Source organism: Microbacterium sp. (assembly GCF_052099035.1).
Lineage (GTDB): Bacteria > Actinomycetota > Actinomycetes > Actinomycetales > Microbacteriaceae > Microbacterium.
Map to the genome: position 1 here is coordinate 15,509 of NZ_JBQDSX010000032.1, position 22,390 is coordinate 37,898.

Here is a 22,390-nt window from a genome sequence, read left to right on the forward strand (position 1 = left end):
ATGGGGTTGTGTACGGTGACGGGTATACGGCTCCCAGTGATAAGGCGCGAATATGGACCTCTTCGACCCTCTCCTGCTTGCGAGGTGGCAGTTCGGGCTGACAACGCTCTACCACTTCATCTTTGTTCCACTGACGCTGGGGATGGCCCTCACCGTCGCGGTATTCCAGTCCGCCTGGTACCGCACCGGTGCGCTCAAGTGGCTGCATCTGACGCGATTCTTCGGGAAGATCTTCCTGATCAACTTCGCGATGGGCGTCGTCACCGGCATCGTGCAGGAATTCCAGTTCGGTATGAACTGGTCGGCATATTCCCGTTTCGTTGGTGACGTCTTCGGCGCCCCGCTCGCCTTCGAGGGGCTGCTGGCCTTCTTCTTCGAGGCGACTTTCATCGGCCTGTGGATCTTCGGCTGGGACAAGTTGCCCAAGGCCGTGCACCTGGCGACCATCTGGATAGCGACCATCGGCGCCTGGATGTCGGCCTACTTCATCCTCGCCGCCAACGCCTTCATGCAGAACCCACGCGGCTACGAGATGGCCGATGACGGTGGACGCGCCGAGATGACCGACTTCGCTGCCGTGCTGCTGAATCCGATCGCCATCCAGGCCTTCCCGCACACGATATTCGCGAGCTTCATGTTCGCCGGCGGCGTTGTGATCTCGGTGGCGGCTTGGAATCTCATGCGCCATCAGAATCAGGCCATGATGCGACCGGCCCTCAAGTGGGGTGCCTGGCTGACGATCGCCTCATTCATCGGTACGGCGCTGTCCGGCGACCAGCTGGGGCTCGCCATGGTCGCGGCCCAGCCGATGAAGATGGCAGCGGCCGAAGCCGCGTTCGACACCGTCTGCGGTGCGGATGCTTCATTCTCAATTCTCACTCTCGGCACGCCGGATGGCGACACCGAGATGTTCCAGATCCGCATCCCGTATCTTCTCGCCCTGCTCTCGACGCACGATATCAATGGCTGCGTCGAGGGCATCAATGACCTCAACCGTCAATACTCGACCGAGACCTTCCCGCAGTTCGCCGACCAGGTCGACGGAAACTTCGCACCGATCCTCTGGATCACCTACTGGGCCTTCCGCTGGATGATGGGCTTCGGCTTCGCTGCCACCGCCGTCGCCATCGTCGGCCTCTGGGTCACCCGCAAGTCGGCGAAGAAGCCCCCGGCGACGTGGATGTGGAAGATCGCCGTCTGGTCGGCGCCGCTGGCGCTGTTCGGCATTCTCGTCGGCTGGATCTTCACCGAGATGGGCCGTCAACCCTGGATCGTCTTCGGGCTGATGCTCACCGAAGACGGTGTCTCACCGAGTGTTCCGGGGTGGAATGTCCTGGTATCGCTGGTGGCGTTCACCCTCATCTATCTCGTTCTCGCAGTCGTCGAGTTCGGGCTGATCCTGAAGGCCGTCAAGCTCGGTCCTGAGCCGCTGCCAGAACCCGGTTCACCCGAGGACGGACCGAAGTCCGTCACTGACACGCCCACGACGGTCTACTAAGGAGCTGGCCTCATGGACCTCGCATATCTCTGGTTTTTCATCGTTGGATTCCTGTTCATCGGATACTTCGTCCTCGATGGATTCGACTTCGGCGTGGGCATCTCGCTGCCCTTCCTCGGAAAGAGCGAGACCTCACGACGCCAGATCATCAACACGATCGGCCCGGTGTGGGACCTCAACGAGACCTGGGTGATCGTCGCCGGCGCCTGCCTGTTCGCCGCCTTCCCGGAGTGGTACGCGACCCTGTTCAGCGGGTTCTATCTCGCTCTGCTGCTCATTCTGCTCGCGCTGATCCTTCGCGGCGTCTCGTTCGAGTACCGGCACCAGCGCGACTCGCTGAAGTGGAAGCGGGGCTTTGACCGCATGATCTTCATCGGCTCAGCACTGCCGGCACTCCTGTGGGGTGTCGCGTTCGGCAACATCGTCCAGGGAGTGCCGCTGGATAAGGACCATGAGTTCGTGGGATCGCTGCTCACGCTGCTGAACCCGTACGGCCTCTGGGTCGGCCTCACCACGCTGCTGCTCTTCTGGATCCACGGCGTCTACTTCATCGCACTGAAGTCCGATGGCGAGGTCGCCGATGACGCCCACCGTCTGGCCAAGCGCCTGGCGTTGCCGACGATCCTCGTCGCGGCCGGCACCGTGGTCTGGACGATCATGATCGCGGCCGGCCGCGAGGCACCGCTGCTGTGGGTCGTCATCCTGTGCGGCGTGATCGCAGCGCTCGCTCTCATCTCCTCTTGCGTGGCCAACCTCCGCAAGCGCGACGGCATCGCGTTCGCATCGGGAGCGGTCACGATCGTGTTCGCGGTGCTGATGCTGTGGATGGCGCTCTTCCCGTTCGTGATGCCGTCGTCGATGGATGCTGCGGGCAGCCTCACGATCGACAATGCCTCCAGCACGGATTACACACTGGCGATCATGTCGTGGGCGGCCCTCATCTTCCTGCCGCTCGTGCTGCTGTACCAGGGCTGGACCTACTGGGTCTTCCGCAAACGCGTCACGCGGTCGCACATCGAGAAGGCGGAGCAGGTGGCAGCGTCCTGAGCACGGCACCGGCACCGGCACCGGCACCGACGAGCAGCCGCCCCTTCGACCCGCGTCTCCTGCGCTACGCGACTGCATCACGGCCGTTCTTCGCTGTGATCGCCGTAGTCTCTCTCGCGCAGACCGCGGTGATCGTGGCATTCGCGCGGCTGCTCACCCAGGCGATCGTCGGGGTGATCGACGGTGCGGGATCGGCCGCCCTCGCCGGCATCCTGGCCGCACTCACGGGCACGATCATCGCTCGTGCGCTGCTGCTGTGGGCTCGCGAGGCGATCGCGGCGCGCGCTGCCGCACGGGTGCAGACCCAGCTGCGCGCGGGTCTCATCGAGGCCATCGGGACGCTCGGTCCGGGGTGGCTGGCCGCAAGCAATACCGCACAGCTCGCCGTGACCGCCGGGCGCGGCCTCGAAGCGCTCGAGGCCTACTTCGGGCGCTACCTGCCCCAGCTCGTCCAGACCATCATCGCAACACCGCTGCTGATCATCGTCATGTGGTGGCAGGACTGGATCTCCGGTCTCACCGTGCTCATCACGATCCCGCTCATCCCGATCTTCATGATCCTGATCGGGTGGTTCACGCGTGCGGTGCAGAAGACCCAGTGGCACACGCTGAACCGTCTGGCCGCACGCTTCTCGGACACCGTGCAGGGACTGAGCACGCTCATCGTCTTCGGTCGCCAGCATCGTGCCGTACGATCCCTGCGGCAAGTGACCGAGACGTACCGCGTGGAGACGATGCGGGTGCTGCGCATCTCATTCATGTCGGGCTTCGCGCTGGAGTTCCTCGCCAGCATCTCCGTGGCCATCGTGGCCGTATCGATCGGATTCCGTCTTCTCGACGGGGCGATCGTGTTGACGATCGGGCTGTTCGTGCTGCTCCTCGCTCCCGAGGCGTACCTCCCGCTGCGACAGGTCGGGGTGCAGTTCCACGCAGCTGCTGAGGGGGTCGCGGCGACGAATGACCTATTCGTCGTGCTCGATGCGGCGCGCGATCGTGCACCACAGGCGCCCGAAGATCACAGTCGTGAAGAGCAAAGCGCAGCGGATGCCGCGGCATCCGCTTCCGGAGACGGCGAACTCGTCCTGCGCGAGGTGCGCGTGCACCGCGACGGCCTCACGCTGCCGCCGGTGTCACTCGCTCTCACCCCCGGGCGCATCGTGCTTCTGGAAGGTCCGAGCGGATCGGGCAAATCGAGCCTGCTCGCCGCTCTTCGCGGCGCCGCCGACTACACCGGCGAGATGACTTTCAACGGTGCTGACGTTGCCGCACTCGCGCCGTCGAACTGGCTCGCGTGGGCGGGCCAGCAGCCCGGCCTCATCGCCGGCACGATCGCCGCGAACGTCGCTCTCGGAGATCCCGCGCCGTCGGATGATCTCGTGCGCGCCGCACTCGATGCGGCCTGCGCGGACGAGCTGGCTCCGGATCAGGAACTCGGTGTTCAGGGCGCCGGGCTCTCTGGCGGCCAGGCGCAGCGGGTCGCCATCGCTCGCGCGCTCTACCGTTTCGTGCGCGGAGCCGCGCACGACCGCCCACCGGTCATCGCACTGGACGAGCCGAGTGCGGCTCTGGATGCTGGCACCGAGGCTCGGCTGTGGCAGAGCCTGCGCGCCCACGCGGATGCCGGGGCGGCAATCCTGCTCGTCTCGCACCGCCCGTCGGCGCGATCGATCGCCGACACCACGATCCGGCTCGCTGAAGGGGCGGTGACCCCGTGAGCGCCCAGACTGCCCTTCCCGAGGAGACGACAGCACGCACAGTACTGCGCGACGCCATGCCACCGGTCCGGCGAATGTGGCCGGCGATCGCATCCGGCTTCGCCTCCGAGGCATCCGCTGTGGCTCTTCTGGCCGTGAGCTCCTGGCTCATCGTCCGGGCCAGCGAGCAGCCGCTGGTGATGTATATCACCGCGGCCGTCGTCGGTGTGCGCGCCTTCGCACTGACGCGGGCGGCATTCCGCTATCTCGAGCGGTTGACCGGACACGACGCCGCGTTGCGCCAACTCGCCACGACTCGCACAGACCTCGTCCGCCGTCTGATCCCGCTGGCACCGGACGGGCTGCAGCGCACGCGTCGCGGATCGGTGCTGGGCGCCCTTGTGGACGATGTGGATGAGCTTCAGAACCTTCCCCTGCGCGTCGTCGAGCCGCTCGTGGCTTCCGCTACCGTGGCGCTCGGCGGAGTCATTCTGGTCGCAGTCATCTCATGGCCAGCCGCACTGACGCTGCTGGGATGCCTCATCGTGGCAGCCCTCGTCTCGACGTGGTGGGGATGGGTCGCCGGCGGGCGCGCCGAGCGTGATCTCGCTCCGTTGCGCGCCGCACTCGCAGATGCCATCACCGATCACCTGGGAAGCCTCGACGTTCTCATCGCGTACGGCGCCGAGCCCGAGAGCCGTGCGCGCATCCATGAGGCCGATGGTGCTCTGCGGAGCGCAGCGACCCGCCGCGCGGTGGCACAGGCTGCGACCGGGGCCATCGTGTCGCTGCTCGCCGGTGCAGCCTCAGTCCTTGCCCTGATCGTGACCGCACCCGATGTCGATGGGCTCGGCGGACCTGCTCTCGCGGTCGTCGTGCTGGTGCCGATGGCTGTGTTCGAGGTCTTCGCATCCGTTCCACTCGCGGCATCCGCGTGGCGCCAGGTCCACGCCTCGGCAACGCGAATCGCCGAGGCGCTGCCCGCGTCTCCCCCTGCCGGAATCGTGCGCACGAGCATCCCCGCCACGGGCGAGGCGCCACCGCTCGGAGCGGGAGCGGATGCCGGAATCCGAATGCGCGGGCTGTCTGCGCACTGGCCGGGAACGGAAGCCGCAGCGCTGCACGACATCGACCTCGACGTGCGCCCCGGTGAGAAGATCCTCGTCGTCGGCGCGAGTGGCGCGGGCAAGACCACGCTCGCTCACGTGCTCGTCCGTTTTCTGGACAGCACGGGGACGTACGAGATCGGTGGAACAGATGTCTCCGACCTCTCCCCCGACGATGTCCGGCTGACGGTCGGGCTGTGCGAACAGCATCCGCACCTGTTCGACGAGGATGTCCGTCAGAACCTGATCTTCGCGCGCGACACCGCGACCGACGATGAGCTCCTCGCTGTCCTCGAACGCGTCGGGTTGAGTGACTGGGTAGCCGAGCGGGGCGGTCTGGACGCCCGCGTCGGCGAACGCGGAGCGCTCGTGTCCGGCGGGCAGGCGCAGCGGATCGCGCTGGCCCGCGGACTGCTGCGCGGGTTCCCGATCCTGATTCTCGACGAGCCGACCGCTGGTGTGGACCCGGTCGCTGCCGACGCGCTGGTCGCCGACCTGCTCGAAGCCGTCGACGCGGATCGCTCCGTCGTGCTGATCTCACACGTGCCCGTGCCTGACGAGCTCATCGACCGCACCGTGCGTCTCGAGCACGGACGACTCGTCGGTGCCTGACGGCGTAGCGTGCCGGGTCAGCGCTCGACGAGGATCCCGTCTTCATCGGCGTACAGGTGCACGCCGACGCGGAACGCCACTCCCCCGAATTCGAGGACGACATCGACCTCGCCGGCGCCGGTCTTGGCACTCTTGCGCGGGTTCGTCCCCAGCGCCTTCACGCCGAGGTCGAGTCCGTCGATCGCGACGCTGTCGCGGATCGCGCCGTGGATCACCACGCCCGCCCAGCCGTTTGCGACGGCGGATGCTGCGATCAGATCGCCCATCAGCGCGGTGTTCAGCGAGCCGTTGCCGTCGACGACGAGCACGGCCCCGTCGCCGGGGGTGGCCAGGGTGGCTTTGACGAGGGCGTTGTCTTCGAAGCAGCGAATCGTGCGGATCGGTCCGTCGAAGGCCGTGCGTCTTCCGAAGGCACGGAACTGCATCGGCAGCGACTGGATGCTCTCTCCGAGCTCGTCATAGAGGTCAGCTGTGGCGAAAGTCATGGTGTCATCCTCGCACGCAGGACGCGACGCACTGGAATACCCCTAGGGGGTACTCTGTTATGGTGAGTGCAGCAGTACGAACAGCATCCGATCGAGAGGAAGACGACATGACCACCACCGAGTACCAGGTGACCGGAATGACTTGCGGTCACTGCGAGATGTCCGTCCGCGAAGAGGTCAGCGAGATCGCCGGGGTCGACAGTGTCGAGGTCAGCGCGCAGACCGGCAAGCTCGTCGTGAGCGCATCCGCACCGATTTCCGACGACGCGATCCTCGCGGCCGTCGATGAGGCCGGCTACTCCGCCGTCCGCGCCTGAGACGGTTACGACCATGACCATCGCGACGAACGTCGAACTCGAGATCGGCGGCATGACGTGCGCGTCGTGCGCGACGCGCATCGAGCGCAAGCTGAACAAGCTCGACGGCGTGGCCGCGACGGTCAACTACGCGACCGAGAAGGCGAAGGTCAGCGTCCCGGCCGGCGTCGATGCCGACGCGCTCATCGCCGAGGTCGAGAAGGCCGGCTACTCGGCCGCGCTTCCGGCCGCAGAAGCCCCGGATGCCGCGGACGCGGACCCCGAGCTCACATCCCTGCGCCAACGGCTGATCATCTCGACCATCCTGACCGTGCCGGTGATCCTCATGGCGATGATCCCGCCGCTGCAGTTCACCTACTGGCAGTGGGCGTCGCTGACGCTGGCCGCACCCGTGATCGTGTGGGGTGCGTGGCCGTTCCACAAGGCCGCATGGACGAATCTGCGCCACGGTGCGGCGACCATGGACACGCTGATCTCGATGGGAACGCTGGCCGCATTCTTCTGGTCGCTGTATGCGCTGTTCCTCGGCACTGCCGGGATGCCGGGCATGACGCATGGGTTCGAATTCACGCTGTCGCGTTCCGATGGCACTGCGAACATCTACCTCGAGGTCGGCGCCGGGGTGACGATGTTCATCCTCGCCGGGCGCTACTTCGAGAAGCGCTCCAAGCGCCAGGCCGGCGCGGCACTGCGCGCGCTGATCGAACTCGGCGCGAAGAACGTCTCGGTGCTGCGTGACGGCGTCGAGACCCTGGTACCTGTTGAGGATCTGCACGTCGGTGACGAGTTCATCGTGCGGCCCGGTGAGAAGATCGCCACCGATGGTGTCGTCGTATCGGGTCACTCCGCCGTGGACGCGTCGATGCTGACGGGCGAATCGGTGCCGGTCGAGGTCGGCGAGGGGGATGCCGTCACCGGCGCGACTGTGAACGCGAGCGGTCGGCTCGTGGTGCGGGCGACGCGGGTCGGCTCGGACACGCAGCTCGCGCAGATGGCGCAGCTCGTCGAGGAGGCGCAGACCGGCAAGGCCGAGGTTCAGCGTCTCGCCGATCGCATTTCCGGCATCTTCGTACCGGTCGTCCTCGTGATCGCGCTGGTCGCGCTCGTGGGCTGGCTCATTGCCGGGTTCCCTGTCTCGGCAGCGTTCACCGCGGCCGTTGCCGTGCTCGTGATCGCCTGCCCATGCGCACTGGGCCTCGCGACGCCGACCGCGCTGCTGGTCGGTACCGGCCGCGGCGCACAGATGGGCATCCTGATCAAGGGCCCGGAGGTCCTCGAATCCACGCGCAAGGTCGACACGATCGTGCTCGACAAGACCGGCACCGTCACGTCCGGAAAGATGGCGCTCACCGACGTGATCGCCGAAGAGGGTGTGGATGCTGCTGAGCTGCTGCGCCTGGCCGGTTCACTGGAGGATGCATCCGAGCATCCGATCGCGCGGGCCATTGCTGCCGGGGCCCCGGACCTGCTGACGGTCACCGATTTCGTGAACGTCGAGGGCAAGGGCGTGCAGGGCGTCGTCGACGGTCACAGCATCGTCGTCGGACGCGACTCGCTGCTCGCTGACTGGTCACTCGCGCTCTCCACCGGCGTCGCCGCGGCCAAGGCTCAGGCCGAGGGTGAGGGCAAGACCGTCGTCGCCGTTGGCTGGGACGGCGCCGCACGCGGCATCCTCGTCGTCTCCGACACGGTGAAGCCGACCAGCGCCGAGGCTATTCGCGGACTGCGGGCGCTCGGGCTGACCCCGATCCTGCTGACCGGCGACAACGCGGCGGCAGCGCACCACATCGCCGCCGAGGTGGGAATCGACGAGGTGATCGCCGAGGTGCTGCCGCAGGACAAGGTCGCTGTGGTCAAGCGACTGCAGGCGGCGGGCAAGGTCGTAGCCATGGTGGGCGATGGCGTCAACGACGCGCCTGCGCTCGCGCAGGCCGATCTCGGGCTCGCAATGGGAACCGGCACGGACGTCGCGATCGAAGCATCCGACATCGCCCTCGTACGTGGAGATCTGCGCAGCGCCGTCGACGCGATCCGCCTGTCTCGCAAGACGCTCGGCACGATCAAAACGAATCTGTTCTGGGCCTTCGCCTATAACGTCGCGGCGATCCCGATCGCCGCCCTCGGGATGCTGAACCCGATGCTCGCGGGAGCTGCCATGGCCTTCTCGAGCGTGTTCGTCGTGGGCAATAGCCTGCGGCTGCGCGGATTCCGGAGCGTGGTGCGCTGAGGTCGCGTCCTGACCTACGGCGCGGGATAGTCCATCACATCGCCGTACAGCGGCACCATGTCGCGCATCGTGCTCGCCCCTGACGTATCGATCGCACAGGGGATGCTGCGCGTGATGCACTCCTCGATATCTGCGGGCGTCACCGTCCCGACCCGTTCGAAGGCATCGATGCGGAACGCCAACCCGTTGGAGGCGAGGGGCGATGGTGAATCCATCACGTGGAAGTGCAGGTGCGGTGAATCCGTGTTTCCCGAGTTGCCCAAGTGGGCGATGACCTCGCCTTTGGTCAGTTGCTGTCCAACAGTGAGCCCCATCGGATTGTCCGGCTGCAGGTGCGCGTAGAACGCGTAGTGGCCCCCGCCGAGATCCTGCACGATGTGGTTGCCGCCGTACTCGGCGAGTGTCAGTCCCGTCGGGTTCGCCCCTGGTGTCTGCTCCGGCAGGTCCCACACCATCGAGACGACCGGTCCGTCACCGACGGCGATGATGTCGGAGCCCTCATATGCGTAGCTCGAGAGTTCATCAGCGGGCCCATCGAGCATGCGACCGGTCTCGTCGAGCTGCACGTAGTCGATCGCGAAGCGCTCAGGTACGTAGAACGTGCCGTTGATCGGATTGATGGCGCCGCGGTGCGGTGTGACCGTGCAGCAGCTGTTGCCGTCGAGCCATCCCGGGCCGACAAGCGGTGGGCCGATCACGATCGGCTCTGCGGCATCCACAGGAGTCGGTGCGAGTGTCTGAGTCATCGGCGATGACACCATCGGAGGGATCGGCGTCGACGGCGCGATATCGATGACGACCCGCATCCATGGCGCCAGGTCGTCGGAGGCCAGCGTCAACAGCTCACGGCCATCATCGCCGTGCACAGTGAGCGAATCCACCGCGACATCCTGGTTCAGAGCGTTGCCGAGCAGCAGCTCGTACACGACATGCACGCGCCCGTCGGTCGCCGGTGCGACCTGCGGCGGTGACATCACCGAGCCGACGATCGGGGTGAAGTCGTCGTCGATCGGGGCTGTGGACGTGGATGCCTCCGGCACCGGCGCGCCTGCGCAACCGGTCATGAAAAACAGTGCCGCTCCGGTGACGAGGATCGCGAGTATGCGCATTCCGTCAGTATGGCGGTCGGCTGGAGGAAAAGGGAGTGAATCTGTAGGCGGAACGCGACAGCTTTGGAACTCCCGCCGGATTCTTAAATCCCTGATCAGACGGGATAAGGACGGACGCATCATTCTCCCCGAAGGCGCCCCGGAGACCCGAATCCAGGACATTCGGGGGTCTGTCGCGACGTCGATTGAGACGAGTGGAACACACCTTTTGGACAAGGATGTAACCCGCCTCGTGCGCGATTACGAGCGCGGAGCAACGGTGTCCGAGCTGGTGAAGAAGTACGGCATCCACCGGGCGACGGTTCGCACGCATCTTGCCCGCGCAGGCGTTTCTCCGCGGGACCGCGTGCCGGACGATCCGAACGGCGACGAGTACCTGCGGCTCTACGACCAGGGCGTCGGACTTGTGACGATCGCCAAGAGCTACGGCACGACACCGAGCAAGGTCCGCACACAACTCATCAGGCGCGGCATTCACCTGCGAGGGTGAGCCTCAGATCGAGTCATCGAGGATGCGCGGGCTCCGTACGTCAAGGACGTCCGCTCGTTCGTGGGACTATGAGCACAGGCAACGTCTCATGGCCCACGGTACGGCGTCGAGCCGGGTCGTCCATGGACTTGACGCATTCGCTGAGACGTCGGGCGGTGCTGAAGCATGTAAGGAGAATGCATGGAACCCCACACGCAGCAGTCCATGCAGCGTCGCGGCCGAGCTTCTTCGCGACGAACTCTGCCCGTTCGACACCATCGGCATCCGTATAGGTCTTCACGTACCCTTCGGCGAGGAACCAGTCGGACATGCGGAACTTCGAGTACGACTCCTCAGTGGCCCTCCGATACTGCACGAGGTCGTGGAACGTGGTGTTGAGTCTGGTGAACGATCCGTCCTTCTCGCGTTGATAGTGCTCTTGACCGATCTTCGCGTAAAGCGGGCATCACCAGCGCGGGTGAAGCTGAGCGCTGGCTTTGATGCGATGAAACCCGATAGGGACCAACTACGCAGTCGTAAGAGACCACGGCGGCGGGTACAGCTGACAACTCGCCGCCCGCGGCGGACACACCACAATGTTGTTGGCGGGGCGAGACTTGCCCAAGCCCTGGCAGCGTCCTGTCGAACGGGAGTAGCAGCCGGACCGGGTTTGTCGGTGGGCTGCGCGAGAATCGGAGCCATGACGGACTCGCTCGACGCTCGTGTACCAGAACACTCACCACTCAAAGACACCATGATCAACGCCGGCCTGGCCGGGGTGTCAGCAGTTCCCCTCGTCGGTGGCGTCGTGGCGCAGTTCACCTCAGGACTGCTCGCCGAACGCCAGGCCGCACGGCAGCACGAGTTCAACGTGGCAGTCGCCCGTGTCGTGGAAGACATCTTGACGCGTGTCGACGGGCTCACGCCCGCGGCCGTGCTGGAGTCCGATGAGTTCATGGCTGCATACGAGCGCGCATCGCGAGCTGCCGCCGAAACTTCCAGCGCGGAGAAGCGTGCCCGGCTCGCCTCAGCCATTCGGCACGCTGGCCCATGGAGCACCATCGATGAGTCGAAACGGACTCAGTTCCTAACTCTCGTGGCGCGCTACGACGACCTGCACTTCGCGATGCTCAGCTTCTTCCGCGACCCGCGAGCATGGATCAAAGCGAACGCGCCCGACTGGCACGAGCCTGATCAGTGGGGCGCTTCGTCGATCGGGGCACTCCTCGAGAGATACGTCTTCCCAGACGTTGCTGGCTGGCAGCAGCTCGTGACACCGGTGCTCGATGAGCTACAGAACGCTGGCCTGCTCGACAACGCACCCCTGAACACGATGATGACTCCAAGCGGACCTCTCCAGCAGCGCACGAAGCCCTTGGGCGCTGAACTGCTTCAGTTCGTTGAGATCGAATCGACGCCGTGACCAACAAACGGAAAATGAACCGGAGGCAATGATGGCTCTCAGTCGCCCCGGAGAGGAAGACGACATGACGTTCATCCAGACGTTCGGTAGGACCTTTGGAACGAAGAGGGTCAACGTCACGCCCGGCGCCGAAGCTCCCGGTCGGAACGTTGAGGTCTTCGACGGCCTGGTGCAGCCCAAATCCGTCGACTTCAACGTCGATACCCCGATCTACGTGGGCGACCAACTGACCTGGGATGACCCGCGCGGCGGGCAACAACACGTGTACGCGACGCACGTCGACGTACTCGATGCAGGTAGCCGCAACATGCGCCACATCTCGGTCAAGTGGGCCAAGACCCCACCTGTTCCTGCATCGCCGTCAGGCAACGGTCACGTCATTGTCGTCAACGGCAGCAATGTGAACATCGCCCTTGAAGGCAGCACCATCACACAGCAAGTGCCCGTCGCCGCCGGATACGAGCAACTGGCTGATGCTGTCGGCCGCGCATTGGCGCTGATCGAGGCCACTCAGGGGATTGACCCTGACGAGGTAGACGCCGCCCGTGAAGCGGCGACGCTCGTGGTCGAGGAGGCAGCGAAGACCGAGCCGGATCCGCGCGTGCTCAAGAAACTTCTGCTGCCGCTGAGGGGCGTTCTTACCTCGGCAGCGAACTCCGGTGCCGGTGCCGCGGCTTCCGCACTGATCACACAACTCATGACCTGACTTACGGCGCGGGGCGCGGGGCGCGGACCGCACCGCTACTACCGGTCCGCAGTGAATATCACCATCGCCGGTATCGAGGTGACCAGTACCCCACTTGAAGAGGGCGTCCACGAGTAGCCGGGCGACGTCGCTGCCGACTCACACCCCTGAGACCCTCACACGTACTCAGTTTGCGGGATCGAAGCGACCAGGCACGAAGTTTGGCTTGTCGTAGTTCGATGTTTGGTATCCTCGCCAGGTGACGGTTTCGGAGCTTTCGGCGAGTAGTCAGAACTATCTCAAGGCGGTGTGGAGTCTTGGGGAGTGGTCTGAGGAACCGGTGACGGCATCGACTGTAGCCGCGAGGACGGGTGTGAAGCTCTCCACGGCATCGGATGCGATCCGGAAGCTGACTGTGCAGGGACTGTTGGAACATGCCCCGTATGGTGCGGTGACGCTGACAGCGACGGGTCGGGCGCATGCGGTGGCGATGGTGCGTCGGCATCGGTTGATCGAGGCGTTCCTGGTGAAGGTGCTCGGATACCGGTGGGATCAAGTGCACGATGAGGCGGAGACGCTGGAGCATGCAGTGTCGGATTTCATGATCGACCGGATCGATGAGTATCTGGGGCATCCTGTCCGCGACCCGCACGGCGATCCGATCCCAGGCCCGGACGGCTCGGTCAGCAGGCCCGATGCGGTGTTGTTGACGGGAATGGAGTCGGGCCGGCGTGTTCGTGTGGAGCGGATCTCGGACAAGGACTCGCAGTTGCTGCAGTTCTTTGCCGATCACGGCATTGGCTACGGGACCGTGCTGGAGTCGCGACCGGCTGCCCCGTATTCGGACACTATCGAAGTGGTGATCGAGGAAAATGGGACATCGTTGCCGTTGGGCCGGTCAGCGACCGATGCGGTGTGGGTGACGCCGGTCTCGTAGGCGTGAGAACTCGCTCGTTGCGGGTGCGACGATAGCGGAGATGTGTGCGGCGCTACCCCGTCCGATGCTCGCTGAGCCGCGGAGCGTGGCCAGGGTTCTGACACCGGTGGCGCTATCGAGACCTCTGATCTCGGCCGGTGGCGACGACGGTGCGCTCCTCCGAGCGTGCGGTGTCCTTGAGGTGGGACCTCGCGTAGTAGCGGCCTTCGCCCGCTCGGAGCAGTTAGCCGGCGTCCAACGCCTCCGCGATCAGCCGTTGGTCGTCGGTGGCGCCGACGACCTCGACTCGTCCTGGGGTGGTGATCGCCGCCCACTCCTGGACGAACTCGCGGATCGCCCGGTTCGTCAGTCCCGCGTCGTCCAAGACGGTGTCGATGGCGACACTCATGCGATCCTCGTTCCTGCCGTGGCGCCGGGGGCAAGCGCGTGGACCTCGTGGAGGTGGATCAGGACTGCTGCGGCCGGGGGCTTCATGCCGCACTCGGCTGCGAAGTCGACCGCCGCAGCGAACACGTCGCCCCCTTCATGCACCTGGGGCGTTCCGACGAACCGGTAGCCGTCGAGGGCGTCCCGGTCGATGACGGCGACCACCGCGGCCGATCCGGCGCGGATGTTCGCCAGGTGCTGCCCGGCGGTGTTCTCGTTGTAGATCAGCGTGCGCTCATCCCAGACCCGCATCGAGCGCTTCGGCCCGACATCGGGCATCCCGTCACGTGTGGCGGTGGCAAGGATCGGAAGCTGAGCGGCAAGCAGTTCCCGCATCGCGGCCGTCAGGTGAACCTCACCTCGCAACCGCTCCGCCAGCCCCTCCGCGTGCGCCAAGGTCTGACCAGGAACGGGCGAGGTCAGTGGCGGTGCGCCCGCGCGCAGTGACGCATCCACGAATCGTTCGAGCTTGTCGGCATCCTCACCTCGCAGGAACACCACCAGCATCCGAAACAGGCCATGCACCACCGTGGCCGGGTCCGCTGACGTCTCCAGTAGCCGCATCGCAGCCTGATGATCTCCGGCCCGTGTCTGCTGGAACAGGCCGATCGACTCCAACCACGTGCCCTCCCGCGAGGTCTCCGCTGTCACTACGCACTCCCCTCTCGCAGCAAGCTACCGCATCCCCAACATTCTATGTTCGGTACACCGTAGTTGAACACATGGGCGTGTCGTAGACGAGCAGATCACATCGATGTTATTACTAGATACGCCGCTCCCAACAAGAGCGGGACACAACATGTAGTGGTTGGCGTCATCGCACGGCCGGCCAGTGAGTGAGGAGGGATCGCTGTGCAGACTCCGGCGAGATCAGTCCAGGACGTGCCGCCGGTGCGTGAGCTGCCGGTCACGCAGTCGCCGGGGCTGGTGTTCTTCTCGAGCGTGTCGGAGAACACCCGCCGCTTCGTCGAGCGGCTCGACCGGCCCGCGGTCCGTATCCCGCTGCGGCCGCGGGTGGAGGGTCTGATCCGCGTTGCGTGGCCCTTCGTGCTCGTGGTCCCCACGTACGGCGGCGGGGAACGTGCCGGGGCTGTGCCGAAGCAGGTGATCTCGTTCCTGAACGACCCGGCGAACCGGGCACTCATCCGGGGTGTGATCACGGCGGGGAACACGAACTTCGGTGAGCACTACTGCCTCGCCGGTCCCGTCATCTCCGCGAAATGCCGGGTCCCGGAGCTGTACCGCTTCGAGCTGCTCGGCACGACACGCGACATCGAACAGGTGAACACCGGCCTGACCCGCTTCTGGGATCAGGCCCCTGACGAACAAGCATCCATTGAGAGGAAGACCGCATGACCATCATCTCCCCAGAAGCTCCCGCACGCACCGGTATCGGTGCGCGGAAGGACTACCACGCGCTGAATGCGCAGCTGAACCTGTTCGCCTCGGACGGGTCGATCCAGTTCGACAAGGACCGGGAAGCTACCGAGGAGTACCTGCGCCAGCACGTCATCCCGAACACGAGAACCTTCCCGGGCGTGGCCGAGCGCCTGGAGTGGCTGGTCGCGAACGACTACTACGAGCGGGCCTTCCTCGACGCCTACCGTTCGGAGTTCCTCGCCAACCTGCACGAGCGCGCCCACAACACCGGGCACCGCTTCCAAACCTTCCTCGGCGCGTTCAAGTTCTTCACCTCCTACGCCCTCAAGACCTTCGACGGCACCACCTACCTGGAAGGGCTCGAAGAGCGCGTCGTCGCCACCGCGCTCTTCCTCGGACAGGGCGACGAAGCCCTCGCGACCCGACTCGTCGACGAGATGCTCTCCGGCCGGTTCCAGCCAGCGACACCGACGTTCCTGAACGCGGGCAAAGCGCAGCGCGGCGAGCTCGTCTCCTGCTTCCTGCTCCGCCTGGAGGACAACCTCGAATCCATCGGACGGAGCGTCAACTCCGCGCTGCAGCTCTCCAAGCGCGGAGGCGGGGTCGCGCTACTGCTGACGAACCTGCGCGAAACCGGAGCACCGATCAAGCAGATCGAGAACCAGGCCTCCGGCGTCGTCCCGGTGATGAAGATCCTCGAAGACTCCTTCAGCTACGCCAACCAGCTCGGTGCCCGGCAAGGAGCGGGAGCGGTGTATCTGCACGCGCACCATCCGGACATCCTGCGGTTCCTGGACACGAAGCGCGAGAACGCGGACGAGAAGATCCGCATCAAGACCCTCTCCCTCGGCGTTGTGATCCCCGACATCACCTTCCAGCTCGCGAAGGAGAACCGAGACATGCACCTGTTCAGCCCGTACGACGTCGAGCGCGAGTACGGGAAACCGCTGTCAGATCTGTCCGTGAACGACCACTACGACGAGCTGGTCGCAAACCCGCGCGTACGCAAGACCACGATCAGCGCACGGGAGTTCTTCAAAACCCTCGCCGAGCTGCAGTTCGAATCCGGTTACCCGTACGTGCTGTTCGAGGACACTGTCAACCGCGCGAACCCGCTGCAGGGGCACATCAACATGTCGAACCTGTGCAGCGAGATCCTCCAGGTCAACACCCCCTCCGCCTACGACGCCGCGATCGGCTACGAGCAGGTCGGCCGGGACATCTCCTGCAACCTCGGCTCCCTCAACATCGCCCAGGCCTTCGCCTCACCGGACTTCGGCGCGACCGTCGAGACCGCGGTGCGGGCACTCACGAGCGTGTCGGATCAGACCGACATCGACGCGGTCCCCTCGATCGCGGCCGGGAACGACGCGTCGCACGCGATCGGGCTCGGGCAGATGAACCTGCACGGGTTCCTCGCCTCACAGCGCATCCGCTACGGCAGCGAGGAGGGCATCGACTTCACCGACATCTACTTCCTCGCCGTCACCTACCACGCCCTGGCCGCCTCCAACCGGATCGCCATCGAACGCGGCACGGCCTTCGCCGGGTTCGAGAGCTCCGCCTACGCGGACGGCTCGTACTTCGATAAGTACACCGAGCGCGAGTGGCAGCCCGCCACCGACCGTGTCCGCGCTCTCTTCGCCGAGGCAGGCGTCGCGATCCCTACCCGTGACGACTGGGCGCAGCTGCGGGAATCGGTGCGGCAGCACGGCATCTACAACGCCTACCTGCAGGCCATCCCGCCGACCGGATCGATCTCGTACGTGAACAACGCGACCGCGTCGATCCATCCGATCGCGGCGAAGATCGAGATCCGCAAAGAAGGCAAGCTCGGCCGCGTCTACTACCCGGCCCCGCACATGACCGACGACAACCTCGAGTTCTTCGAGGACGCGTACGAGATCGGCTACGAGAAGATCATCGACACCTACGCCGCCGCCACCCGCCACGTCGACCAAGGCCTCTCGCTGACGCTGTTCTTCCGCGACACTGCCACCACCCGCGACATCAACAAAGCACAGATCTATGCCTGGCGTGCCGGGATCAAGACCCTCTACTACATCCGCCTGCGCCAGCCCGCACTCGAAGGCACCGAGATCGAAGGCTGCGTCTCCTGCGCCCTTTAACCCCTGAATCCGCTCTTCCCGAAGGAACCCCGATGACTCTCATTGACACCACCCGCCCGATCACCGAGATCTCCGTCACCCCACCCGGATACCGGCACGACCCGGCAGTCCGCCTGCGACCCATCAACTGGAACCGCGTCGGCGACGACAAAGACCTCGAGGTATGGAACCGCCTCACCGCGAACTTCTGGCTCCCCGAGAAAGTGCCCCTCTCCAACGACCTCCCCGCCTGGCAGAAACTCACCCAGGAAGAGCGCACGCTGACCATGCGCGTGTTCACCGGGCTCACCATGCTCGACACCGTGCAGGCCACCGTCGGAGAGATCTGCCAGATCCAAGACGCCCGCACCGAACACGAAGAGGCCGTCTACACCAACATCGCCTTCATGCAGTCCGTGCACGCACGCTCCTACTCCAGCGTGTTCTCCACCCTCACCTCGACACCAGAGATCGACGACGCCTACCGGTGGGCCGTCGCGAACGATCTGCTCCAGGAACGGTGCAAGAAGGTCCTCGCGCACTACTACGGCGACGACCCGCTCAAACGCAAAGTCTCCTCCACGCTGCTCTCCTCGTTGCTGTTGTACGCGGGGTTCTACCTGCCGCTGCACTTCTCCGTGCACGCGACGCTCACGAACACGGCGGACATGATCCGGCTCATCCTGCGTGACAAGGCCGTGCACGGATACTACTCCGGGTACAAGTACCAGCGCGGCCTCGAAACCCGCACTCCCGCCGAGCAGGAGCACATGCGCGATTTCACCTACGCACTCCTCGAAGAGCTCTACGACCTCGAACTGCAGTACTCCGGCGAGCTCTACGAACCGCTCGGCCTCATGGACGACGTCGCCGTCTTCGTCCGCTACAACGCGAACAAAGCACTCATGAACCTTGGCTACCCCGCCCGCTTCACCCCGGAGCAGACCGAGGTCAACCCCGAGATCCTCGCCGCCCTCGCACCCGGAGCGGACGAAAACCACGACTTCTTCTCCGGATCCGGGTCCTCCTACATCATCGGCAAAGCCGTAGACACCAGCGACGACGACTGGGACTTCTAACCGACCATCATTCCCACAACATACGCCTCAGAAAAAGAGAACCACCCCTTGAGTAAGAACGTCTCCGTCCTTGTCGGCAGTCTGCGCCGCGGCTCCTACGCACGCAAGATCGCCCACAACGCCATCGGCTACTTTCCCGAAGGCTACGACGCGCGCATCGTTGAGATCCGCGACCTTCCTCTCTACGACTTCGACTACGACGATCCCGAAGTCACTGACAAACCCACCCCGCCGGAGTACACGCAGTTCCGGGAGATCATCCAAGCCGCCGACGGTGTGTTGTTCGTCACGCCGGAGAACAATCGCACCATCCCCGCCTGCCTGAAGAACGCCATCGACATCGGCTCCAAACCCAACAGCGATGTCGCCTGGAAGGGGCTCCCCGCCGGAATCATCAGCCACTCCGTCGGGCGCATGGGCGGGTACAGCTCGCAGAAGAACCTTCGGCTCGCGCTCTCATACTTCGACATGCCCGCCCCCGGCCAGCCAGAAGTCTTCCTTTCCCAGTCGCCCACGCTTGTCGATCAAGACGGGCACATCTCGCAGGACTCGACCGTGCAATTCCTTCGGGACTACATCCTCCGGTTCGCTCGACTCATCGAAGACCAAGACTCGGTGCGCTGATCAACCCCTGCATCTCATCGGGAAGGACACGCACCAGGCTTGGGCGCATGTGCCGCCGCGGTCTACGGGGTGTGCAGCACCGGGACCGGTTCTGGTTCGTCCCGCGTTCCTGTCGGATTGCGCGCATGGCGTCGCGTGCCCGACCGGTTGATGAGGCGGCGGACGGAGTTGCGCAGAAGCACGATCGTCGTGATGACGGCCGCCCAGGCGCACTTGAACATGTTCCAGATGAACAGGAAGCCAAGGAACGCGAGCCAGCCGGGTCCGCCTCGTTCGACAAGTGTGTAGCAGATACCCGCTGTGAGCAGGTAGACGGGTACGAGCAGGAGCACGAACGGACCCCACTTGAGGCCCCGCGGTGTACGGATCGCGGCGAGCAGCAGGTTCGTCGGCGCGTACTGCAACAGCCCGTGAATGCAGACGCTGGCATTCCACAGCAATCGGATCATCGGGAGCACGCACCCTCTCGGAAACCATGGACATGGTGGCCGGTAGCGGCTAGGAGAGTGATTTCCCACCCGAGGGGTGGGGGCTATCGGTGCAGGTCCTGGGTTGATTCAGGGTGCCGCATCGACGTGAGTTCGATTGCTACCAGTACCCACTTTACCGCGGACGGCGACATCCCAACAGGAGGATTCCGCCGATGGCTGTGTTCCGTTGCTCTACGGACGCTTGGGTCTGAAGGGTGGCTTTTGTACGTCAGGGTCAGCTGCGGCGAGGCCCTCGACGATGACCTCGTAGCCGGTGAGGTCTTGTGGCGGCCAGTCTTCAGCACCAAGGAGGTGATGCAGTGCGGCCAGGCGCTGCTCGAATTCTTTCCTGCCGTCGGCCCGGATCTCCAGGTCGTTCGCACCGTCGACAGCACCGGTGCGCTTGATCGTGAAGGTTGACTTCGTGATGCTCGAGCTGTCAGCCCCGATGCCGATCAGCTGGTGTTGTATGCCGTGTTCCGTCAGCGCGGTGGTGACAGCCCGACGCACCTGCTCCTGCAGCGCGGTGGTGGCTGCGTCCTGAGTGTCAGCGTCCTCGTCGATGGTCATCGCCTCGATCAGGATGAGGTTGCTGCGCTGGCCTCCGACTGGGCGCGCCTCGTAGCCAAGGGCGGCTGCGGCGCTGACTGCGGCGCCCACATCACGAGGCGAGGTCTGCACGGTCAGGAGGATCGTCGCCATGCCTGCCAGGATAGACCTGTTGCCCACGATCAATCAGTTTTTCCTGCTCGGTGCAAGCGGTACGTCAGAGCCGGTGTCCGTGAGCGTCGTAGCTGTGTGCGGGGCCGGGGCGGGGTGCGGGGTGCGCGAGTCGGGCTGCGGTGGTGATGGCTGCTTGTGCGCGCGCGGCGTCCAGACTCTGGTTCCCGGACTGCGGTGAGTCGCCGAGCGGTCGTTGTGCGTCGGTGATGCCGTAGCGGTCACGGTAGGCGGTCACGGTCCGCAGTTGCCGTTCCCATTCGGCGCGGGCTTGCGGATTCGCGGAGGCCGATCCAAGGGTGCGCAGCCATGGCACCTGCTCGTCGAGGGCGCGTTGGGCGAGCGCGTCGGCTCGTTGCTCGATCAGGGTGCGGCGTTCATCGAGGGCGCGCCTGCTGTCCGGGTCGGTGGTGTCGGTGACCTCGTAGACGATGCCGGCGATGAGGCGGACTGGTTCCCGGGTGCGGGTACTCCCGGTTCGCGATGTTGTCGCCGCCTGGAGGCGGTGCTGGATCACGGATGCGAGATCCTCCGCCCCGGCGAGAGGCCGCGCAGCGATGAGCTCCGGCAGCAGGCGAGGAAGATCGTAGCGTTCGGCGTCCGCTCGACGCAGCTCGCCCGCGAGCGCGCCGAACGCTTCGGACGCGATCACGTCGTCGACCTGTTCCCGGGTGAGTGCGGTCTGTTCGAGGAGGGTGATCCAGCGGTCGTGCTGTACGTGTTCGGCGATGGTGTCGTATTCTCCGGCGAGTTGCGCGATCGAGGACCAGTGCTCGTGTTCAGCGCGGAGCATCTCGTGGGCGGAGCGTTCTGCGGTTTCGTGGGCGAGGACGCCGGCGAGGACACTGCGGGCGGTGACGTCAGGCTCAGGCTCTTTCTGGTGTTCTTCGAGGGGGAATTGGTCGATGGCGACGTAGGCGGTGTTCGCCTCGCGGCCACGGGTCATGGCGACGTAGAGGCTTTCGCGGGTCATCTGGTGCGAGTGCACGATCGCGTGTGCGGTGTCCACGGTCGCACCTTGGGCGCGGTGCACGGTGATCGCGTAGCCGAGGTCGAGATGTTGGGCGGCGTAGTTCGCGGGGAGGCGGACCGCGCCGCCGAAGCGGGCTCCTTGTCGGCGGACGGTCACGGACCCGTCCGTGTGCACGGTCGTGACTGTCCAGCGGTCGCCGTTGCGCACCCATCGGGTGCCGCCGGTGCCGAGATGGCGGTTGTTCTTGCGGGTGATGACGAGGTCACCGGCGCTGGCCTGCGTGCCATCGCTCAAGGGCACGGCCCGGTCGGGGTCCGTCTGGCCGGACATGATCCGGTCGACCCGGGCGCGCACGTTCAGGGTGGTGACGGTCTCGACGGTCTCGGCGACGAGGATGCTGCGCTTGCCCGCGATCGTGTCGGTTCGCCAGGCGAGATAGGCGCGTTCCAGGACGTCGTCGTAGTCGCCTCCGACGATCCGGTCGTGGGCGTCGTAGCGGGCGATGGCGTCATGGTCGCCGAGGCGCAGTTGCAGGGACGCGGTCTTCTCCCAGGCGTTGCGAAACCGTCGCACGTCGAGCAGTTCTGGGGTCTGCTCGAGGTCGCGGGCGAGCATGCCCAGCGCTCCCCCGGCATCGACCGCGCCGAGTTGGGCCCAGTCGCCGACGAGGACGAGTTTGGCTCCTGCGCGTTCGGCGTGGGCGGCAAGCCGGTCCAACGCGATCGTCCCCGACAACGACGCCTCGTCCACGATCATCAGTTGACCGCGGTGGAGCCTCCACCGCCCCTGGTGGTGCTCATGGAGCCATTTCGCGGTGTTCTCGGTCGGGATTCCGAGGTCGGCGGCGAGGACCTGCGCGGCGTCCGCGGAGCTGGCCAGCCCGATCACGCTGCCTCTGCCGTGCGCGAGTTCCCACGTTCTGCGCAATGATGCGAGGGTCGTGGTCTTTCCGGTCCCCGCTGGCCCGATGAGGACGTCGACGATCCGGCCGGATGTTGTGA

General features: G+C 65.4%; 21 protein-coding genes. 14 read left to right on the forward strand and 7 right to left on the reverse strand.

The window, feature by feature from the left end:
• The first annotated feature begins 52 nt into the window (after nucleotides 1-52).
• From ACTIAO_RS10960 to cydC, 4 genes are read left to right on the forward strand one after another with little or no spacing between them, the layout of a single operon-like run.
• A complete protein-coding gene (locus ACTIAO_RS10960) occupies nucleotides 53-1,498 on the forward strand; it encodes a cytochrome ubiquinol oxidase subunit I (protein WP_441906306.1) in 1,446 nt (481 codons plus the stop codon).
• 12 nt (nucleotides 1,499-1,510) lie between these two features.
• On the forward strand, nucleotides 1,511-2,545 hold the full coding sequence (cydB, locus tag ACTIAO_RS10965; RefSeq protein WP_441906307.1) for a cytochrome d ubiquinol oxidase subunit II: 1,035 nt from the start codon (nucleotides 1,511-1,513) through the stop codon (nucleotides 2,543-2,545).
• Nucleotides 2,542-4,260: a thiol reductant ABC exporter subunit CydD gene (gene cydD, locus ACTIAO_RS10970; protein ID WP_441906317.1), complete on the forward strand. Its 1,719-nt coding sequence runs from the start codon at nucleotides 2,542-2,544 to the stop codon at nucleotides 4,258-4,260. The genes cydB and cydD overlap by 4 nt, the downstream gene beginning before the upstream one ends.
• A 56-nt stretch (nucleotides 4,261-4,316) precedes the next feature.
• Complete coding sequence (gene cydC, locus ACTIAO_RS10975; RefSeq protein ID WP_441906318.1) at nucleotides 4,317-5,957, forward strand: thiol reductant ABC exporter subunit CydC; 1,641 nt, start codon at nucleotides 4,317-4,319, stop codon at nucleotides 5,955-5,957.
• A 17-nt stretch (nucleotides 5,958-5,974) separates the two neighbouring features.
• Here cydC and rraA read toward each other — a convergent pair whose 3' ends face one another.
• Nucleotides 5,975-6,442 (reverse strand): ribonuclease E activity regulator RraA, encoded by a 468-nt coding sequence (gene rraA / locus ACTIAO_RS10980; protein ID WP_441906308.1) that lies wholly within the window; start codon nucleotides 6,440-6,442, stop codon nucleotides 5,975-5,977.
• A 107-nt stretch (nucleotides 6,443-6,549) separates the two neighbouring features.
• Between rraA and ACTIAO_RS10985 the strand changes: the two genes are divergently transcribed.
• Both ACTIAO_RS10985 and ACTIAO_RS10990 read left to right on the forward strand, forming a co-directional pair.
• Nucleotides 6,550-6,759 (forward strand): heavy-metal-associated domain-containing protein, encoded by a 210-nt coding sequence (locus ACTIAO_RS10985; protein WP_441906309.1) that lies wholly within the window; start codon nucleotides 6,550-6,552, stop codon nucleotides 6,757-6,759.
• 13 nt (nucleotides 6,760-6,772) lie between these two features.
• Nucleotides 6,773-8,986 (forward strand): heavy metal translocating P-type ATPase, encoded by a 2,214-nt coding sequence (locus ACTIAO_RS10990; RefSeq protein WP_441906310.1) that lies wholly within the window; start codon nucleotides 6,773-6,775, stop codon nucleotides 8,984-8,986.
• A gap of 14 nt (nucleotides 8,987-9,000) precedes the next feature.
• Here the strand turns inward: ACTIAO_RS10990 and ACTIAO_RS10995 are convergent, their stop codons facing one another.
• Complete coding sequence (locus ACTIAO_RS10995; RefSeq protein ID WP_441906311.1) at nucleotides 9,001-10,095, reverse strand: M23 family metallopeptidase; 1,095 nt, start codon at nucleotides 10,093-10,095, stop codon at nucleotides 9,001-9,003.
• A gap of 232 nt (nucleotides 10,096-10,327) precedes the next feature.
• On the opposite strand from ACTIAO_RS10995, the gene ACTIAO_RS11000 reads away from it, so the two are divergent.
• The 4 genes from ACTIAO_RS11000 to ACTIAO_RS11015 all read left to right on the forward strand — a co-directional run bounded on the left by ACTIAO_RS11000 (nucleotide 10,328) and on the right by ACTIAO_RS11015 (nucleotide 13,609).
• The gene (locus ACTIAO_RS11000) at nucleotides 10,328-10,585 is read left to right on the forward strand and encodes a hypothetical protein (RefSeq protein ID WP_087132885.1); all 258 of its coding nucleotides are present in this window, start codon (nucleotides 10,328-10,330) and stop codon (nucleotides 10,583-10,585) included.
• Between the two features lie 679 nt (nucleotides 10,586-11,264).
• The gene (locus ACTIAO_RS11005; RefSeq protein ID WP_087132886.1) at nucleotides 11,265-11,987 is read left to right on the forward strand and encodes a hypothetical protein; all 723 of its coding nucleotides are present in this window, start codon (nucleotides 11,265-11,267) and stop codon (nucleotides 11,985-11,987) included.
• Between the two features lie 64 nt (nucleotides 11,988-12,051).
• Entirely contained in the window at nucleotides 12,052-12,693 is a 642-nt protein-coding gene (locus ACTIAO_RS11010; RefSeq protein WP_143738435.1) for a hypothetical protein, read from the forward strand.
• A 238-nt stretch (nucleotides 12,694-12,931) separates the two neighbouring features.
• Complete coding sequence (locus tag ACTIAO_RS11015) at nucleotides 12,932-13,609, forward strand: metal-dependent transcriptional regulator (RefSeq protein WP_087132888.1); 678 nt, start codon at nucleotides 12,932-12,934, stop codon at nucleotides 13,607-13,609.
• Between the two features lie 223 nt (nucleotides 13,610-13,832).
• Here ACTIAO_RS11015 and ACTIAO_RS11020 read toward each other — a convergent pair whose 3' ends face one another.
• Together ACTIAO_RS11020 and ACTIAO_RS11025 are read right to left on the reverse strand one after the other, a co-directional pair.
• Nucleotides 13,833-13,997, reverse strand: coding sequence for a hypothetical protein (locus tag ACTIAO_RS11020; protein WP_179206821.1), 165 nt, complete (start codon nucleotides 13,995-13,997; stop codon nucleotides 13,833-13,835).
• Nucleotides 13,994-14,686: a pyridoxamine 5'-phosphate oxidase family protein gene (locus ACTIAO_RS11025; protein WP_441906312.1), complete on the reverse strand. Its 693-nt coding sequence runs from the start codon at nucleotides 14,684-14,686 to the stop codon at nucleotides 13,994-13,996. The genes ACTIAO_RS11020 and ACTIAO_RS11025 overlap by 4 nt, the downstream gene beginning before the upstream one ends.
• A gap of 231 nt (nucleotides 14,687-14,917) precedes the next feature.
• Here ACTIAO_RS11025 and nrdI point away from each other — a divergent pair, with 231 nt between their 5' ends.
• From nrdI to ACTIAO_RS11045, 4 genes are read left to right on the forward strand one after another with little or no spacing between them, the layout of a single operon-like run.
• On the forward strand, nucleotides 14,918-15,391 hold the full coding sequence (gene nrdI / locus ACTIAO_RS11030) for a class Ib ribonucleoside-diphosphate reductase assembly flavoprotein NrdI (protein WP_441906319.1): 474 nt from the start codon (nucleotides 14,918-14,920) through the stop codon (nucleotides 15,389-15,391).
• Entirely contained in the window at nucleotides 15,388-17,544 is a 2,157-nt protein-coding gene (gene nrdE / locus ACTIAO_RS11035; RefSeq protein ID WP_441906313.1) for a class 1b ribonucleoside-diphosphate reductase subunit alpha, read from the forward strand. Before nrdI ends, nrdE begins: the two co-directional genes overlap by 4 nt.
• A 32-nt stretch (nucleotides 17,545-17,576) precedes the next feature.
• Complete coding sequence (gene nrdF / locus ACTIAO_RS11040) at nucleotides 17,577-18,602, forward strand: class 1b ribonucleoside-diphosphate reductase subunit beta (RefSeq protein ID WP_441906314.1); 1,026 nt, start codon at nucleotides 17,577-17,579, stop codon at nucleotides 18,600-18,602.
• Between the two features lie 48 nt (nucleotides 18,603-18,650).
• On the forward strand, nucleotides 18,651-19,226 hold the full coding sequence (locus tag ACTIAO_RS11045) for an NADPH-dependent FMN reductase (protein ID WP_087132892.1): 576 nt from the start codon (nucleotides 18,651-18,653) through the stop codon (nucleotides 19,224-19,226).
• 62 nt (nucleotides 19,227-19,288) lie between these two features.
• Here ACTIAO_RS11045 and ACTIAO_RS11050 read toward each other — a convergent pair whose 3' ends face one another.
• From ACTIAO_RS11050 to ACTIAO_RS11060, 3 genes are all read right to left on the reverse strand, one after another.
• A complete protein-coding gene (locus tag ACTIAO_RS11050; RefSeq protein WP_179206822.1) occupies nucleotides 19,289-19,675 on the reverse strand; it encodes a hypothetical protein in 387 nt (128 codons plus the stop codon).
• Between the two features lie 213 nt (nucleotides 19,676-19,888).
• Nucleotides 19,889-20,398, reverse strand: a complete 510-nt coding sequence (locus ACTIAO_RS11055; RefSeq protein WP_441906315.1) for a hypothetical protein — start codon at nucleotides 20,396-20,398, stop codon at nucleotides 19,889-19,891.
• A 64-nt stretch (nucleotides 20,399-20,462) separates the two neighbouring features.
• Nucleotides 20,463-22,390, reverse strand: a 1,928-nt coding sequence (locus tag ACTIAO_RS11060) for an ATP-dependent DNA helicase (protein WP_441906316.1), incomplete at its 5' end; no start/stop codon positions are given.

What these genes read in the sequence shown, in the direction of transcription:
- ACTIAO_RS10990 (WP_441906310.1), top strand. Translation starts at nt 6,773, where the DNA reads ATGACCATCGCGACGAACGTCGAACTCGAGATCGGCGGCATGACGTGC.
- ACTIAO_RS11005 (WP_087132886.1), top strand. Translation starts at nt 11,265, where the DNA reads ATGACGGACTCGCTCGACGCTCGTGTACCAGAACACTCACCACTCAAA.
- ACTIAO_RS11010 (WP_143738435.1), top strand. Translation starts at nt 12,052, where the DNA reads ATGACGTTCATCCAGACGTTCGGTAGGACCTTTGGAACGAAGAGGGTC.
- ACTIAO_RS10995 (WP_441906311.1), bottom strand. Translation starts at nt 10,095, where the DNA reads ATGCGCATACTCGCGATCCTCGTCACCGGAGCGGCACTGTTTTTCATG.
- ACTIAO_RS11055 (WP_441906315.1), bottom strand. Translation starts at nt 20,398, where the DNA reads ATGGCGACGATCCTCCTGACCGTGCAGACCTCGCCTCGTGATGTGGGC.
- ACTIAO_RS10960 (WP_441906306.1), top strand. Translation starts at nt 53, where the DNA reads ATGGACCTCTTCGACCCTCTCCTGCTTGCGAGGTGGCAGTTCGGGCTG.
- ACTIAO_RS11050 (WP_179206822.1), bottom strand. Translation starts at nt 19,675, where the DNA reads ATGATCCGATTGCTGTGGAATGCCAGCGTCTGCATTCACGGGCTGTTG.
- cydC (WP_441906318.1), top strand. Translation starts at nt 4,317, where the DNA reads ATGCCACCGGTCCGGCGAATGTGGCCGGCGATCGCATCCGGCTTCGCC.
- cydB (WP_441906307.1), top strand. Translation starts at nt 1,511, where the DNA reads ATGGACCTCGCATATCTCTGGTTTTTCATCGTTGGATTCCTGTTCATC.
- ACTIAO_RS11020 (WP_179206821.1), bottom strand. Translation starts at nt 13,997, where the DNA reads ATGAGTGTCGCCATCGACACCGTCTTGGACGACGCGGGACTGACGAAC.
- nrdE (WP_441906313.1), top strand. Translation starts at nt 15,388, where the DNA reads ATGACCATCATCTCCCCAGAAGCTCCCGCACGCACCGGTATCGGTGCG.
- rraA (WP_441906308.1), bottom strand. Translation starts at nt 6,442, where the DNA reads ATGACTTTCGCCACAGCTGACCTCTATGACGAGCTCGGAGAGAGCATC.
- ACTIAO_RS10985 (WP_441906309.1), top strand. Translation starts at nt 6,550, where the DNA reads ATGACCACCACCGAGTACCAGGTGACCGGAATGACTTGCGGTCACTGC.
- nrdF (WP_441906314.1), top strand. Translation starts at nt 17,577, where the DNA reads ATGACTCTCATTGACACCACCCGCCCGATCACCGAGATCTCCGTCACC.